12 protein-coding genes and 1 tRNA gene are annotated in these 15,283 nt (G+C 68.0%); 4 read left to right on the forward strand and 9 right to left on the reverse strand.

Going from position 1 to position 15,283, the window contains the following annotated elements:
• Position 1: 1 nt before the first annotated feature.
• Together AC3ENQ_RS12280 and chrA are read right to left on the reverse strand one after the other, a co-directional pair.
• On the reverse strand, positions 2–1,984 hold the full coding sequence (locus AC3ENQ_RS12280) for a heavy metal translocating P-type ATPase (RefSeq protein ID WP_431804997.1): 1,983 nt from the start codon (positions 1,982–1,984) through the stop codon (positions 2–4).
• A gap of 72 nt (positions 1,985–2,056) precedes the next feature.
• The gene (gene chrA / locus AC3ENQ_RS12285; protein ID WP_431804999.1) at positions 2,057–3,271 is read right to left on the reverse strand and encodes a chromate efflux transporter; all 1,215 of its coding nucleotides are present in this window, start codon (positions 3,269–3,271) and stop codon (positions 2,057–2,059) included.
• Positions 3,272–3,488: 217 nt separating this feature from the next.
• Here chrA and mobF point away from each other — a divergent pair, with 217 nt between their 5' ends.
• Positions 3,489–6,947: a MobF family relaxase gene (gene mobF / locus AC3ENQ_RS12290; protein WP_431805110.1), complete on the forward strand. Its 3,459-nt coding sequence runs from the start codon at positions 3,489–3,491 to the stop codon at positions 6,945–6,947.
• Here the strand turns inward: mobF and AC3ENQ_RS12295 are convergent.
• From AC3ENQ_RS12295 to AC3ENQ_RS12305, 3 genes are all read right to left on the reverse strand, one after another.
• Positions 6,942–7,727, reverse strand: a complete 786-nt coding sequence (locus AC3ENQ_RS12295; protein WP_124894434.1) for a Fic/DOC family protein — start codon at positions 7,725–7,727, stop codon at positions 6,942–6,944. The two genes, mobF and AC3ENQ_RS12295, sit on opposite strands and share 6 nt — an antisense overlap.
• Positions 7,728–7,743: 16 nt before the next feature.
• Positions 7,744–7,950, reverse strand: coding sequence for a hypothetical protein (locus tag AC3ENQ_RS12300; RefSeq protein ID WP_096145902.1), 207 nt, complete (start codon positions 7,948–7,950; stop codon positions 7,744–7,746).
• Between the two features lie 109 nt (positions 7,951–8,059).
• Positions 8,060–8,299, reverse strand: coding sequence for a helix-turn-helix domain-containing protein (locus tag AC3ENQ_RS12305; RefSeq protein WP_096145901.1), 240 nt, complete (start codon positions 8,297–8,299; stop codon positions 8,060–8,062).
• A 95-nt stretch (positions 8,300–8,394) separates the two neighbouring features.
• Between AC3ENQ_RS12305 and AC3ENQ_RS12310 the strand changes: the two genes are divergently transcribed.
• Both AC3ENQ_RS12310 and AC3ENQ_RS12315 read left to right on the forward strand, forming a co-directional pair.
• Positions 8,395–8,955: a helix-turn-helix domain-containing protein gene (locus AC3ENQ_RS12310; protein ID WP_431805002.1), complete on the forward strand. Its 561-nt coding sequence runs from the start codon at positions 8,395–8,397 to the stop codon at positions 8,953–8,955.
• An 88-nt stretch (positions 8,956–9,043) separates the two neighbouring features.
• The gene (locus tag AC3ENQ_RS12315) at positions 9,044–10,273 is read left to right on the forward strand and encodes a tyrosine-type recombinase/integrase (RefSeq protein WP_431805004.1); all 1,230 of its coding nucleotides are present in this window, start codon (positions 9,044–9,046) and stop codon (positions 10,271–10,273) included.
• 79 nt (positions 10,274–10,352) lie between these two features.
• On the opposite strand, the gene AC3ENQ_RS12320 is transcribed toward AC3ENQ_RS12315, so the two are convergent.
• From AC3ENQ_RS12320 to AC3ENQ_RS12335, 4 genes are all read right to left on the reverse strand, one after another.
• Positions 10,353–10,437: transfer RNA gene (locus AC3ENQ_RS12320), tRNA-Leu, on the reverse strand.
• Positions 10,438–10,541: 104 nt separating this feature from the next.
• The gene (locus AC3ENQ_RS12325) at positions 10,542–11,651 is read right to left on the reverse strand and encodes a VIT1/CCC1 transporter family protein (protein WP_431805111.1); all 1,110 of its coding nucleotides are present in this window, start codon (positions 11,649–11,651) and stop codon (positions 10,542–10,544) included.
• 176 nt (positions 11,652–11,827) lie between these two features.
• Positions 11,828–12,343: an SRPBCC family protein gene (locus AC3ENQ_RS12330; RefSeq protein ID WP_431805006.1), complete on the reverse strand. Its 516-nt coding sequence runs from the start codon at positions 12,341–12,343 to the stop codon at positions 11,828–11,830.
• 31 nt (positions 12,344–12,374) lie between these two features.
• Positions 12,375–14,216 carry a DEAD/DEAH box helicase gene (locus AC3ENQ_RS12335; RefSeq protein WP_431805008.1) on the reverse strand — a complete coding sequence of 614 codons (1,842 nt, stop codon included), beginning with the start codon at positions 14,214–14,216 and terminating at the stop codon, positions 12,375–12,377.
• A 119-nt stretch (positions 14,217–14,335) separates the two neighbouring features.
• On the opposite strand from AC3ENQ_RS12335, the gene AC3ENQ_RS12340 reads away from it, so the two are divergent.
• Entirely contained in the window at positions 14,336–15,259 is a 924-nt protein-coding gene (locus AC3ENQ_RS12340; RefSeq protein ID WP_431805010.1) for an SGNH/GDSL hydrolase family protein, read from the forward strand.
• Positions 15,260–15,283 lie beyond the last annotated feature (24 nt).

Here is a 15,283-nt window from a genome sequence, read left to right on the forward strand (position 1 = left end):
CTCACAGTTCAGATGTCAACCAAACTCGGGGCAGACCCTGGGTCGTGCTGAAGTGAAGTTGTTCCGTCGATGCGACTGGTGATGATCGTGTGATTCGCTCAGATCGTGGGCCGACTGCACGGAGTGCGCCGAGGATGGCCACCAGGTCAACGACTTCTTGCAGCCACGCGCCGAGGAGTGCTGGGAGGAACCCGAAGGCTGCGATGAGCATGAGGCCGACGCTGATGATGATGCCGAGCCAGATGCTTTGCAGTGCGATCCGCACGGTGTCCTTGCCGATGCTCACCGCGCGCGGCAGGGCCGAGAGCGTGTCGTAGCGGTTCACGATGTCCGCAGACTCCGATGCTGCGGTCGCACCGCGCGCCCCCATTGCGAAGCCAATATCCGCAGCAGCGAGCACCGGGGCATCGTTGAGGCCGTCACCGACCATGATGAGCGGGCGGGGCTGCACGCTACTGACAATGCGAACTTTGTCGCCGGGGCGGCACTCCGCGTGCACCTCGCTGATTCCAAGGCGCCGCGCGATGGGTTCGGCGGTGGCTGCAACGTCTCCGGTGACCATGAGCGTACGCTCGATACCGAGTGCGCTCAGCTGACGGAGAGCCTGGGCTGCTTCTTCGCGCACTTGGTCGCGCATGACGATGGCTCCGGCGAAACGGCCATCGACTGAGACGTAGATTGCGAGTTCCCCTGGAGCAAGGTCTGCCAGCACGAGGTCCGGCGCGGAGTGGCGCACCCAGGAGGGCTTGCCGACACGAACCGTCACTGCCTCAGGTGCGTCAGGAGTGCGGAACACAGCCGCGACTCCGTTTGTCGCGATCTCCTCGGCATGTTCGGCTTCGACGAGCGACAGGCCGTGCTGTTTCGCGGCCTGCACGACGGAGTCCGCAAGCACGTGAGAGGAGTACACCTCCGCTGAGGCTGCGAAACGCAGCAGCTCGTCTTCGCTGGCGCGGTCGGCGGGCAGAAGGCGTTCGAGCACTGGCTTGCCGGTAGTGATGGTGCCGGTCTTATCGAATGCCGCCGAGCGGGCTCGTGAAAGCTGTTCGAGGGTGCCGCCGCCCTTGACGATCAGCCCGAACCTCGCGGCACGGCTCATGCCACCGAGAAACGCGACCGGCGCGGCGATCAGCAGCGGGCATGGGGTCGCCACCACCAGCACCTCGGCAAACCGGACAGCCTCTCCACTGACCGCCCACGCGATCCCGGCGATCACGAGCGCGAGCACTGTGAACGGCACCGCGTACCGATCTGCGAGCCGCACGACTTTGGCTTTGCTCCCCGCGGCTTGTTCGACGAGCCGAACAATCTGCTGATACTCGCTCTCGGCGGCCGGAGCCGCAGCCCGCATGGTGACTGCGGCTTGTCCATTTACCGCACCGCTCGACACTTTCTCTCCCGCGTCACGCTCAACGGGCAGGCTTTCACCGGTCAATGACGACTCATCGAACACGGCGTGCTCGGAGACGAGGATCGAGTCCACAGGCACGAGTGCACCCGGCCGCACCAACAACAGATCACCCACCTCGACTTCTTCGACCGGTATGTCCTCGGTCGTGACCTCGGCAGTATGCCCGTGCATGTCCGCGCCGGGTGCGCTTGGGGCGAGGATGCGCGTGGCCTGCTGGGGTGCCTTACGCAGCAGCGCGGTCAGTTCCCGCTTCGAACGGTTCTCAGCGTAATCTTCGAGGGCCGCCCCGCCGGTGAGCATCAGCACCACCACGAGCGCCGCCCACGGCTCCCCAACGAGCACTGCAGCGGTGATTGCCGTCACCGCAAGAATGTCGAGCCCGGCGTGCCCTCGGATGAGCTGCCGGATCATCCCGACCGCCTCCCACCCGGCAATCACGAGCGCATACGCACCCACAATCCAGCTGGCCGACTCAATGGCCGGAGTCGCTAAAAGAACCAACCCGATCATAGCCACCAACAGTGTTGCGATCACGAGTGGATATGCCCTGACCAGAGATGAAAAACGGCTCATGCTTCAATCCTCCCAGGCGGGCACGCTTCTCGCATTGTAGGCCAGCCTCGCCTGAGTATCCGCGTAGCGCGTTCAGAGCAGCAATGCCCCGGCTCCTGCGGCCCCGAGCACTACCGCCCATGCCGGTGTTTTCCAGGACGTGAGTGCGACAAACGCGAGTGCCGCGACGACGAGTGATGCGGCGTTCGTGACACCCGCGGTGAATACGGGGTCGTACAGCGCGGCGGCGAGCAGCCCGACGACTCCGGAGTTCACGCCCGTCAGCACACGCTGCACTCTCGGCGCACGACGCAACCGCTCCCAGAAGGGCAGCACCCCCATCACGAGCAGCGCAGACGGCAGAAAGATCGCGAGCAGCGCAATGGATGCGCCGAGCAGCCCACTCGGGCCGCCCGTGGTGACCGCTCCGAGAAACGCGGCGAAGGTGAACAGCGGCCCTGGCACCGCCTGCGCGGCACCATACCCCGCGAGGAACGCACCCGGCTCCACCAGTCCAGTCTGCACTGTCTCAGCCTGCAAAAGCGGGAGCACGACATGCCCGCCGCCGAACACGAACGACCCCGCACGATAGAAGGTGTCAATCAGGCCTACCGTGGCGTTGCCGGTGAACACAGCAAAAATCGGCAACCCTGCGAGCAGCATGACGAACAAAGCCAGGCTCAACCATCCGACTGCGGGCCGCAGGCGCACCCGGAAACGCGGTTCATCGTTCTCGGTCGTGCTCGGGGATCGACAGACGAAGAACCCCGCGATCCCGGCCAAGGCCATCGCGCCGAACATCGTCAGCGGGCCGGGTACGAGCAGCACGACAGTGAGCACCCCGACAGCAATCGTCGCTCGTCGCGCATCAGGCGTGAGTGACTTTGCCATCCCGAGCACAGCATGACCCACGACCGCGACCGCCGCAGCCTTCAGGCCCAGCACCCATCCAGCCTGCGATACGTCGCCAAGGGTCGATACGCCGAGCGCGAACCCGAACAGCAATACCGCAGATGGCAGTGTGAACCCGAGCCATGCCGCGACAAGACCGAGTATTCCAGCTCTCTGCAAACCGATCGCCATGCCGACCTGGCTCGATGCCGGGCCGGGAAGAAACTGGCACAATGCGACAAGATCCGCATACGCGCGATCACCCAGCCATCTGCGTCGCTCGACGAACTCTGCTCGAAAATACCCAAGATGAGCGACCGGGCCACCGAACGACGTGCACCCTAACCTCAAGAACACCAGAAGGACCAGCAATGGCGCGCCAAAGTCGGTTCGACGGCCAACTTCTGCGGATAACATTTCTTACTCAGAATGGGGCACCATCCGGGACTGGCGCTACTCGCCGCGCTGCATTCACGCAGTGTTCACTCGCGGCTCAGAAGCCGTCACCGACTTACGCGAACCTTCCGTGTCGCACAGTGCGATTCTAAGATCGCTCTGCTGACTTCTGAATGAACGTATGCTACCGTGGTAGATAGATAGAGTTTCTAGTTTAGAAACATTGGTGGTGAGAGCGATGCAGGGCGGCGTGATCTTGCTCCGGGGCACCGGGGCTGATGCGCTGCGCTATGTCGAGGCCGACCGCTCGCGTGCTGACGACTACTACCTGTCTGACAGCACCGGGGTTCAGTACGCGGTGCTCGACGCTTCGGGCGAGGCCGTGAGTAGTCGGGTGCTGACCGCTGACGAGTATGCGGGATGGGTGGACTGGCTCAATCCCGATACCGGCGAGCAGATGGGAAGGCCTCGCCTCGCGGGGTTGGATCGGCAGGGGTCGCCCCGGTTCGCGGAAATGGTCATCAACACCCCCAAGAGCCTGTCCGTCGCTGCCGCCTTGCATCCCGAGGTATCCAAGGCGCTGGACGCAGCACAGCAGGACGCCCTGGCGGAGATTCTGCGGTGGCTCGCCCAGTACTCCGTGACTCGTGTCGGCCCGCGCGGCAAGCAGGAGGTCGTACCTATTGAGCACATGCAGGTGGTCGGCATCACGCACCGGACGAGCCGGGCCGGTGATCCTCACCGGCATATCCACATGCAGATCGGCGCCCGTGTCTGGGCGGCGGGCAAGTGGCGGGCGCTCGACACGGCGGCGACGTTCCGGCAGCAAGGCGCGATCCGCGCCCTCGGTACTGCCGTGATCGCCGCCAGCCCCGAACTCGCGGAAGTGCTCGACCGTCACGGCCTCCTCCTCGACCCGGTGACTGGCGAAGTCACCGAACTCGAACCGTTCAACGCGCTCATGTCGAAGCGCGGCGAGCAGGTGCGGAAGAACCTGGAACGGCTCGAAGCCGAGTGGGAGACGGCGCATCCGGGCGAGACGATGGGGCCGGTCGTCTCATCTCGGCTGACAGCGCAGGCGTGGGCGTATGAGCGCCCCGCGAAGAAGCCCACGACCTTGCGGGAAGAGGAAGCCTGGCTGACCGAGCTCCGCGAGGTCGGCTACGACCCCGAACACCTGGCCGGCATGCCGGCGCGTGTGCCGGTATCACCGGATGAGGTCTCGGTGCAGCGGATCGCATCGCGTGCGCTGGATCGTTGCGCCGTAGCAGAGTCGGCATGGACTCGCCACACCGTGCAGGAACACGCCACCCGCATCATCACCGAGGCGGGCGTGCGTGCCACCCCGCAGGAGTTGCGCGAACTGGTGACCGTTGCAACGACGCTCGCGCTCGAGGATTGCTTCTCGATCCTGCCGCCTGACACCGCTACCCCGGAGCATGTCGCGCACCTCACGAGTTTGCGGGTGGTGCAGGTAGAGACGGAACTGCGCGACCTCATCACCGCCCGAACACCCGACCGCGAGCCGAAACACGGCGACGTGCGCGAGCACGCGGCCGCACTCGGGCAGCAGCTTGACCCTGGCCAGCTCGTCGCGGCCGCAGCGGTCGCCTCGACTGATCCGTTGGTGATCGTGGAGGGCGCCGCAGGCGCGGGCAAGACCACGATGCTCGCCACCGCGATCCGCGCCGCTGAGCAGCGCGGCGGCAGGGTGCGGGTGGTTGCGCCGACCAAGCGTGCCGCCGAGGTCGCGCACCAAGAACTTGGCGTGCCCGCCGAAAGCGTCGCCGCCCTCGTCTACGCGTACGGATGGCGCTGGAACCAGGACGGCGTATGGACACGCCTCGCCCCAGGCGACACCGATCCGATGACTGGCGGAACCTACACCGGCCCACCCCGAGACGCGCAGGTGCGCCGTGGCGAGCGGATCGTCGTGGACGAGGCCGGGATGCTCGACCAAGACACCGCACTCGCCCTGTTCACCGTCACAGCCGAGACGGGCGCAACCCTCGCGCTCGTCGGCGACCGCGCGCAACTGCCCGCAGTCGGCAGGGGCGGCGTGCTCGACATGGCCGCACAACTCAGGGGCCGCACGTTCGACATGGATGAGGTACACCGCTTCACCAACCCCGCCTACGCCGAGGTGACCGTGCAGATGCGCGACCGTCGCAACCCCGGCGAGGTGTTCGACCGGCTGCGCAAGCTCGGGCTGATCCGGCTCCACACCGATGCCGACGAACTGCGCGAAGACCTCGCCACCAGCAGACACGACGGCGACGCCGTCACCGTCGCATCGAATGACGAGGCGGCCCGGCTGAATGATCGCATCCGAGACGAACGCACCCGCGCGGGCATCGTCGACGACACCACCACGACCACCGGCAGCGACAGCCTCAGCATCGGGCGCGGTGATCTGATCCAGACCCGGCAGAACCGCGCCGACCTGGGCGTGGCGAACCGGCAACCGTGGATCGTCCAACGAGTCGAGCAGGATGGGTCGCTCTGGGTGCGTGACGCGCACAGCGACCGCAAACGCGAACACTCAATCCGCCTGCCCGCCGAGTATGTGCGCGAGCACACCCACCTCTCCTATGCCGCGACCGCCTATGGGGTGCAGGGCGTTACCGTGCCCGCCTCGCACACCGTCCTCACCGAGCAGATGGGCGGCGCGACCGTCTATGTTGGCATGACCCGCGGCCGAAACGAGAACACCCTGCACGTCGTCGCGGAAAGCATGGCCGACGCCCGAGCGCAGTTCATCGAGGCGATCGAACGCGACCGCGCAGACCGAGGACTCGCCGACGCGACCGAACGCGCGGCCGAAGCGGTGCGCGGCCTCGTCGCTGACGGCCCGGTGAAGCTCGTCAACGACGAGGTTGTCCGACTCCTGCGTGACGCTGAGCGCGCCGAGCGAACGGCCGAGAAGTGGGAGCAGATCGCGGAGCGGCTCGACCAGCAGCAGGCCAACCACCAGGCGGAGGACGAGCAAAGCGCCGAGATGATCCGCGCCGCCGAGACTCACACAGCCCAAGCCCGCGCCGAGGTCGTCGCGGAGTTGGTGCCGCAGGCCGTCGAGGACGGCGAAACCTACCTCACAGCCGTCACCGCCGAGAGCACCACATCGGAACGGCTCGCCACGTCGGGCAGGTTCGGACGACGCCGAGCGCGACAGGAGTACCAGGCCGCGACCGAGCGCACCCACACGGCACGCGAGCAGGTGCGCGACGCCTGGGGTGTACTACCGCGCCACGGTGACGGCCTCACCGAGTGGGCCACCACCGCTGCCGAGCGGCGTGCCGAGAACGACCCGCGAGTGATCGACGCTGACCGCCGCCTCGCGGATGCGCAGTCTGGGCGGGCGGCGCTCAAAGACCAGCACAACCGCGAACGCCTCACGCTGCTCGCGCGAGAGTTGGGGGTCGAACGGGTGCGTCGTGACCCGATACGAGCACGGTTCATCCGCCCCGACCGCGAAGCCCGCAACGTGCACGCACAGGCGGCGGTGGCGCGGCGCGATGCCGAGGAATTGCGCGCCCTGCCGCCCGAGCAAGCCGCCGCACTGGTCGAAGTGAAGCGTGCAGCGGCAGAGCAGGTCCGGCAGCTTGCCGCTGACCGCGCGCGGCGACTGCGCGGCACGGTAGAGCAGCACCACCCGAGCACAGAGCCACGGCGTGAAGGCCCGAGCCTGGGCTTATAGGCCGAGCGAGGGGCCGCTGCGCGGATCACAGGGCGACGCGCCACCGAACGCCTCAGGCGGCTGGAGGTTCCAGCGGCGCTGCCGGGCGGCGTCGAGCGCGCGATCCAACGTCTCCGGGTCGCGCACCGACCGGCGAGTGGTGAAGCCCTGTGCGTGCCCGTCCAGGCTCGCCGTGAGCCGGTCGGAGCGTGCGGCGTCTTCGACGGTGACGAGGTTCGGGCGGATCAGCGCGTCAAGCCCGGAGTGATCTTCCACGATGGCGAGGGTGCGGGCATGGGCGAACACGTCGCCGGGGATCTGCGACCAGTCGATCACCCACCCGGCATCGCGGGCGAGCTGGTTGAAGAAGACATGCTGACTGCGCGTGTTCACGTCACGGAACGGATGGATCGCCGTCGTCTCACCCCACACCCACGCCAGCCCATCCGAGAACGCATCCACGTCCAGGTCGCGCAGGTAGTCGCGCTGGGCGAGCGCACCAAACACGCGCTCCGTCTCGGGAACGATGAACTGCGGGCGGCAATGCGCAATGCCGGTGCCGCCGGGATGGGTGTCGGTGGCGCGAATCTCGCCACCCCAGGAGTACATATCTTGCGTCAGGTAGGCGTGGATCGCTTGCAAGTGCGGCAGATCGTAGCCACCAGCGACGGGGTGCTCGCGTAGCGCACCCATGCGGGCACCGATGAAGTCGGCCTCAGCATCTTTCCAGTCGTCGTAGTCGGTGATGCCGAACGTGTTGACCAGAACATCGCTGCCCGGATAGGTGTACCGATCAGGCATCGCGACGCCGAGCGGTTCAGGCGGTGCGAGCGGCCAGGCGTGCGCGGGTACGGGCGGCGATCACTTCGACAGCCTCGTCCACGGTGATCTCGCCGCGCACCTGGCGGGCCAGAAGCTCCAGCCCCTCGGGGGTCATCTGCTCACCGGCGGTCTGCTGCCCGGCCTGCACCTCAGTGAGCACGCGCTGAACGTGCGCCTCGGATACGCGAGTCTTCGTCGCCATAATGGGGTGCCTCCTTGTGGTCGGCTTCGTGAGTTCAGTCTACGCGGCACGTCCGACAAAGCGCCCGACGACCAGCACGGGAGTGCCGAATCGGCACCACCAGCCCTGTTCACCGCGCGGGGGTGCCGGGAACCGTGGAGTGTGCGTCGTCGCCGTCGAAGATGCGCAGGAACTTCTCTCGTGGAATCACGACCCGCCTGCCGAGCTTCACGGACGGGATCGACCCGTTCTCGATGCTCGCCGTGATCGTGCGGGGATCGACCCCGAGCGCCGCCGCAGCCTCCGCCCGTGTAATGACCGCGTTACGGGAGGCCCGTAAGTCGTCCAATGTCACCGATATGTCTCTCATCGCCCTGCCTGCCGTCCCTAATCAAGAGTCCTGAGTTCCCAATAAAGTACAGTATGGTGCTTGACGAGTCAAGAGCGGGCATGTACGTTCCTAGTATGGAAACAGAACGAGTGCGGGGAAACCCCGCCGGGATCACGCACGAGCACGTCGCCCAGAACCTCCGCACCGCACGCCAGGCCATCGGCATGGACGTGCGCACCGCCGCCCGGCTGATGACCGAGGCGGGCCGAAAGCTCTCCCCGTCGGGGATCAGCAAGATCGAGAACGGCGACCGGCGCGTGGACGTGGACGACCTCACCGCCCTCGCCTACATCCTCCGCACCACACCCGCAGCTCTTCTTACCCCGCTTGCTGAGGCGGTCACGCTGACCGGGGTGCCCGAGTCGTTCCTACCCGAAGAGATACAGGCATGGGTCGCAGGCGCCGTGAAGCTCACCACCGAGGACTTGGTGCGCTACTGGAAAGAGCAACGCTTCCAAGCGATCAACTCGGCGCACTGGGCCGAGGAAATACTCGCCAAGTACGACCGCGGCCAGGTTGGTATCACTCCGCGCGAGGTGTACCAGGAACGCTACGACGTGCAGACCGCCCGCGAGGAACACGCCACCGGCAGGCTGTTGCAACTCGACCCGAACGCCTCACTCGCGTTCGAGTAACGAACCACCACGAGAGAAAGGAGCAAGGTCTATGGCACCAGCCAGTCACCCGCCGCCGGACGAGGCGGCACCGAGCAGCGTTGAGGGGGTGAAGCAGAAGCAGCAGCGACGTTCCCGGTCGCGGCATCAGGGATCGCTGGGCGACTACCAGACCCGCAAGGGGCGACGGTGGAAGTTCCAAATCTATGTGCTGATCGACCCGGAGAAGCCCGAGCTGGGCGAGAAGCGGCTCACCCGTGGCGGGTTCACCGACCTCGAAGAAGCACAGGCCGCGCTCACCGAGGCGCTACGAAAGAAAGCGAGGAACGAGAAGTTCCAGGGCAAGACCCCCACGGTCGGTGTGTACGCCGAGCATTGGATGTCGAGCTTGCGGCTGGCCGATTCCACGATCAAGGGGTATCGGAAGATCATCCGTAACCACATCACCCCCGACCTGGGTCGCATCAGGATCGACAAGCTCACCGCCACCCGCATCGGCTCCCACTACCGGGAGTTGGAAAAGAGCGGGCGCAAGGACGAGTACGGCAAAGGCAAACCACTCTCGGCCAACAGCATCCACAAGGTGCACGTCGTCCTCGGCGCGATCCTCGACGCCGCAATCGACGATGGGCTGATCCAAGTCAACCCGGCAAAGAAGAAGCGCACCGTGAACGCCCCGAAGTCGTCACAGGTTCGAGCGCAGAAACCGGAAATCGTGACCTGGACGGGCGAGCAGCTACAGACATTCCTCACTTGGAACGAGAAGGAACTGCAAGACGAACTGTTCCCACTGTGGCGACTGATCGCCTACACCGGGATGCGACGCTCCGAAGCTCTCGCGCTCAGATGGAACGACATCAACACCAAGACCGGGCGCATCAGCATCCGGCGAGCGGTGAACACCGAGGACTGGACGACCACCAAGACCACGAAAACGGGCACCGCCCGCGTGATCGACGTGGACGCCGCGACCCTCAAAGTGCTCGCCTCCTACAAGGTCGCCCGCGCCGAAGTGTCGTTCGATTTGGCGAAAGCCGATGCGTATGTGTTCGGTGACGACGAGGGCAAGCTGCGCTCACCCGACGCCATGACGAGCCGCTGGGATCGCCGCATGAACGGGCTCGCCAAGGCACACCCGACGCTGCCCCGCGTGACGATCAAGGGGCTGCGCCACACGCACGCCACACTCCTGCTGGAGCTTGGCGAGCATCCCAAGGTAGTACAGGAGCGCCTGGGGCACTCCACCATCACAACCACGATGAACATCTACAGCCATGTCACCCCGACGATGCAGAAAGCCGCAGCAGACCGCTTCGCGGCCCATCTCGGTGGGGCTTAGCACATATCTCAGCACATGGCACGAAAATGACCCCCAACCCGGTGATCTAAACCCCAGGTCAGAGGCCATTTTCTGTTCGTGCGCGAGGGGGGACTTGAACCCCCACGCCCTATACGGGCACTAGCACCTCAAGCTAGCGCGTCTACCTATTCCGCCACCCGCGCAGGTGGTGTTTTTCGGTTTCGCAACCGAGGATCGACATTACCACGTCACGGCGGCGATCGACCAATCGGCGCGATCGACAGATCTCCAGCGTCGCCCGACGCGGTCACCCCATCGAGACGCCGAACAGCAGCCCGAGGAGGTAGGTGACCGCGGCGGCGCCGTAGCCGATCGCGAGCTGGCGAAGACCCCGCTTGAGCGGCGACGTGCCCGAGAGCAGTCCGACGGTCGCGCCGGTGAGCATGAGCGCGGCCCCCACGAGCACGAGCGCGACGATGATCGCGGGCGCGCCGCTCATGCCGAAGATCCAGGGCAGGACGGGGATGATCGCGCCCGATGCGAAGAACAGGAAGCTGGATGCCGCCGCGCCCAGCGCACTGCCGACGACGTCATGGTCGCGGTGCGCGGGAGCGGGATGGGCGGCCGCCGACGCCGACGGCGCCTGCCCGGCCTGCGCCGCGCGGGCGCCCTCGAGGACGCGGCGAGCGCGAGCCTGGGCTTCGTCCGAGGGGATGCCGCGGGTGCGGTACACGAGGGCGAGCTCGTTCGCATCGAGGTCGAGGTCGGGGAGGATCTCGTCGCCGTAGCTGTTCGGCTCCGTGGCATCGAGCAGTTCCCGCTGCGAGCGCACCGACACGTACTCGCCCGCTCCCATCGACAGGGCGCCCGCGAGGAGCCCTGCGATGCCGCTGAAGAGCACGAACTGGCTCGCGACGCCCGTTGCGCCGATGCCGAGGACGAGGGCGAGATTCGAGACGAGTCCGTCGTTCGCGCCGAACACGGCGGCCCGGAACGTGCCGGACAGTCGGCGCCGGCCGCGCGCGGCGAGGCCCCGGACGACCTCGCTGTGGATCTTCTCGTCGGCGGCCATGCGCGGCGTCGCGAACGGTTCGGTGTCGTACGGCGAGCGCGTCTCGGCGCTCTGCGCGAGGGCGAGCACGAAGATCGACCCGAATCGGCGCGCGAGGACCCCGAGCATGCGGCTGCGCAGGCTCGGCGCGGGGAGCCGCGCGGGCTCCCCGCCGAGGAGGGCGATCCAGTGGTCGGCGTGCCGGCCCTCGGCATCCGCCAGCGCGAGGAGGATCTCGCGCTCCTCTCCCTCGCGCCGCTCGGCGAGGTCGCGGTACACCTGCGCCTCCGAGCGCTCCTCGGCGAGGTAGCGCGCCCAGCGGCGCCGGTCGGCGGCGATCGGCGTGCGGGGCGGGGCCTCGGTCACGGCGCTCCATTCGTAGTGTCGGGATGTCGGGATGTCGGGATGTCGGGGGCCGGCGTCCTGGTGCAGGAGCGCCGACGCGTCGAGAGCAACCGTATCCAGCGGGTGCGGCCGCGACGCCCGGAACGCCGGGATTGCCAGCATTTCGGGGTTCCGAACCGACGCGACATCCGTGCGACTCAGCCCTCCACAGCGGCGGCGAGGGCACGCGCGAACCCGCGCTCGCCGCGGCGCATGACCTCCCGGTGGGCGAGGACGTAGAGCGGGCGCAGCACGGGGCTCAGCGCGCGCATCCACGGCCGCCGCACGGCCACCTCCCACGTCCAGACGAGGTCGGAGGCCGGCGCCCCGGATGCCGGTGCCGTGGCTGCCGATACCCTGGGTGCCGGTGTTCGCGCGATCTCCAAGCGCCCGCGCCCCGCGAGGTCGCCGTCGCTCGTCGCGGCGATCACGTGCGGCGGCGCCACCTCGGTGAGCGTAAGCCGGACCCGGAGGCGATAGCCGAGCGGGCTTCGCACCTCGAGGGCGAGGTCGTCGCCGACAGCGGGACTTCTGACACCGAGAGGGTCGACGCGGACGGCGGGCCACCAGGGCAGGCGCCCTCGTCGGAGCGCGTCCTCGAGCATCTGCCAGCACCGCTCCGGCGACGCCGCGACCTCCCAGCGGGAGACGAAGCGGAAGACGTCGGCGGGCATGGCGCGAGTGTACGCGCGCCCGCGGACCGCCTCAGGACCGCACGCGCGAGCGCAGCACCTCGATGCGCGCCTGCAGCTGCGCCACCGTGGCGCGGGCGACTTCGGGACCGCCGCAGATGCGGCGGAGCTCCGCGTGCACCGATCCGTGCGGTTCGCCGCTCTGGCGGGCGTAGAGGCCCACGAGGCTGTTGAGAAGCTGTCGCTGCTCGCGGAGCGAGCGGTGCAGGGCAGGCGGCAGCGCGGCATCCACTCCCCCGGCATCCGCCACCTCGGGTGCGGCTCCTTCGTGGGCCTCGCGCGCCTTGCGGTGGCGGGTCTGCCGCGCCTGGCGCTGCATGAGGAGCTCGTGCACGTGCTCGGGTTCGAGAAGTCCCGGGAGCCCCAGGAACTCCTCCTCCTCGGGGGTGCCGGGAACGGCCAGCTGACCGAACTCGCGCCCGTCGTACAGCACCCGGTCGAAGTGGGCGACCGAGCCGAGCGCCTGGTACGAGAACTCCTGTTCGAGATCGTCCGAGGCCTTGTCCTCGCGCTCGGCCTCGGCGAGCAGCGTGTCTTCCAGGCCGTCGTCGTCGCCCGACTCGCGGTCGAGGGCGTGGTCGCGCTCGCGCTCCATCTCGCCCGCGAGGGTGAGGAGGACCGGCACGTTCGGAAGGAAGACGGATGCCGCCTCGCCGCGCCGCCGGGCTCGCACGAAGCGCCCGATCGCCTGCGCGAAGAAGAGCGGCGTCGAGGCGCTCGTCGCATAGACCCCGACCGCGAGACGCGGCACGTCGACGCCCTCGGACACCATACGGACGGCGACCATCCAGCGCGTCGTCGCGTGAGCGAACTCTTCGATCCGGCCCGAGGCGGCCTTGTCGTCGGAGAGGACGACGGTCGGCGCCTCGCCGGTGATCTCGCGGAGGATCGCGGCATACGCGCGCGCCGCCGTCTGATCGGTCGCGATGACGAGTCCCCCGGCATCCGGCACGTCCTGCCGTACCTCGCCGAGACGCCGGTCGGCGCTGCGGAGGACGGCGGGGATCCAGTCGCCCTCGGGATCGAGCGCCGTCCGCCACGCCTGCGCCGTGACGTCCTTCGTGTTGTCCTGCCCGAGGTGCGCCTCGAGCTCGTCGCCCGCCTTAGTGCGCCACCGCATCTTGCCGGCGTAGACAAGGAACAGGACGGGCCGGACGACCCCGTCGGCGAGCGCCCTGCCGTAGCCGTAGTTGTAATCGGTGCGCGAGAGGCGGATGCCCTTGTCGTTCGGGTGGTACTCGACGAACGGGATCGGGGCGGTGTCGCTGCGGAACGGGGTTCCCGACAGCAGCAGGCGCCGCGTCGCCCGTCCGTACGCCTCACGGAGCGCGTCGCCCCAGCTCAGCGCGTCGCCGCCGTGGTGCACCTCGTCGAGGATCACGAGCGTGCGCCGCTCGTCGGTGAGGAAGCGGTGCACCGACGCCTTCACGGCGACCTGCGCGTAGGTGACGGCGACGCCGTGGAACTGCCGGGAGTGCGTACGGTGACGGTTGCTGAAGCGCGGATCGAGCCGGATGCCGACGCGTGCCGCGGCATCGGCCCACTGGGTCTTCAGATGCTCGGTGGGCGCGACGACGACGATCCGCTCGACGACGCCGCGGCGGAGGAGCTCCGACGCGAGGCGCAGCGCGAAGGTCGTCTTTCCGGCTCCCGGGGTCGCGGCGGCGAGGAAGTCGCGCGGGCCCTTCCCGACGCCGTCGGGGCCGTCCGCGCCGAAATACGCCTCGAGCGCCTCGGCCTGCCAGGCCCGGAGGTTCTGGGCGGTACCCCACGGGGCGCGCTGGGGGAAGGACGGCGACAGGTGCTCGGCGGCGAACGACCCGAACTGGGTGTGGTTCTCCTGCTCTGCGTCCACTGCCCCCTCTTCCGTCACGACTGACCACCCTAACCCCGGGCTCCGACGTCGTCGCCCCGCCCCCGGCTGCGACGTCCCGACCACCGGTAGCCTCGAAGGGACACACGTCAGGAGATGCGATGCGCAAGAACGACCCCACCCCCGACGAGCACCGCTCGCCGTACGTGCCGAACGAGTCGGCCCACCCGTGGCGCCGCATGGTCGCGATCGGCGACTCGTTCACCGAGGGCATCGGCGATCCGATTCCCGGTACCGACGGGCACCGCGGCTGGGCCGATCGCGTCGCGGAGGTGCTCGGCTCGCAGGTCGACGACTTCGCCTACGCGAACCTCGCCGTCCGCGGCAAGCTCATCGGACAGATCGTCGCCGACCAGATCGAACCGGCGCTCGCGCTCAATCCGGACCTCGTGACCTTCTCCGCCGGCGGCAACGACGTCATCCGTCCCGGAGGAGACCCCGACGTCGTCGCGGCGCAGTTCGAGGATGCCGTGGCGCGCCTGAGCTCCCAGGGCGCGACGGTCGTCGTGTTCACCGGCATCGACACCAACTTCACGCCCGTGTTCCGAGGCATCCGCGGGCGGGTCGCGATCTACAACGAGAACATCCGCGGCATCGCCGACCGGTACGACGCGATCGTCGCCGACCAGTGGGCGCTGAAGGAGGCGCAGGACATGCGCTTCTTCGACGACGACCGCCTGCACTACAACGCACTCGGCCACCACGAGGTCGCCCGGATGGTGCTGCGGACCCTCAACGTGCCGAACGACCTTCAGCCGATGCAGCCCGACCCGCTCCCGACCCTGACGTGGCGCGCCGCGCGGGCGAACGACCTCGTCTGGGCGCGGACGCACCTCGTCCCGTGGGTGCTGCGGCGCGTGCGGCATCAGTCATCCGGCGACAACATCACCGCGAAGCGCCCCGACGCCCTCCCAATGATTCCTTCCGAGAACAGCGGCGCCGCCGAGACCACGGCATCCGGACTACCCGTGACGACCGAGGCACCCGCGAAGGATCGCCTGGCGGGGCCCGGTCAGCCCGTCTGATCCCCGCCTCACCGCCGCGTCACC

It is taken from the genome of Microbacterium sp. bgisy203, assembly GCF_057706945.1.

Bases quoted from the DNA above. Each gene is read 5' to 3' on its own strand.
- AC3ENQ_RS12280 (WP_431804997.1), bottom strand. From the start codon at position 1,984: ATGAGCCGTTTTTCATCTCTGGTCAGGGCATATCCACTCGTGATCGCA.
- chrA (WP_431804999.1), bottom strand. From the start codon at position 3,271: ATGTTATCCGCAGAAGTTGGCCGTCGAACCGACTTTGGCGCGCCATTG.
- mobF (WP_431805110.1), top strand. From the start codon at position 3,489: ATGCAGGGCGGCGTGATCTTGCTCCGGGGCACCGGGGCTGATGCGCTG.
- AC3ENQ_RS12295 (WP_124894434.1), bottom strand. From the start codon at position 7,727: ATGCCTGATCGGTACACCTATCCGGGCAGCGATGTTCTGGTCAACACG.
- AC3ENQ_RS12300 (WP_096145902.1), bottom strand. From the start codon at position 7,950: ATGGCGACGAAGACTCGCGTATCCGAGGCGCACGTTCAGCGCGTGCTC.
- AC3ENQ_RS12305 (WP_096145901.1), bottom strand. From the start codon at position 8,299: ATGAGAGACATATCGGTGACATTGGACGACTTACGGGCCTCCCGTAAC.
- AC3ENQ_RS12310 (WP_431805002.1), top strand. From the start codon at position 8,395: ATGGAAACAGAACGAGTGCGGGGAAACCCCGCCGGGATCACGCACGAG.
- AC3ENQ_RS12330 (WP_431805006.1), bottom strand. From the start codon at position 12,343: ATGCCCGCCGACGTCTTCCGCTTCGTCTCCCGCTGGGAGGTCGCGGCG.
- AC3ENQ_RS12340 (WP_431805010.1), top strand. From the start codon at position 14,336: ATGCGCAAGAACGACCCCACCCCCGACGAGCACCGCTCGCCGTACGTG.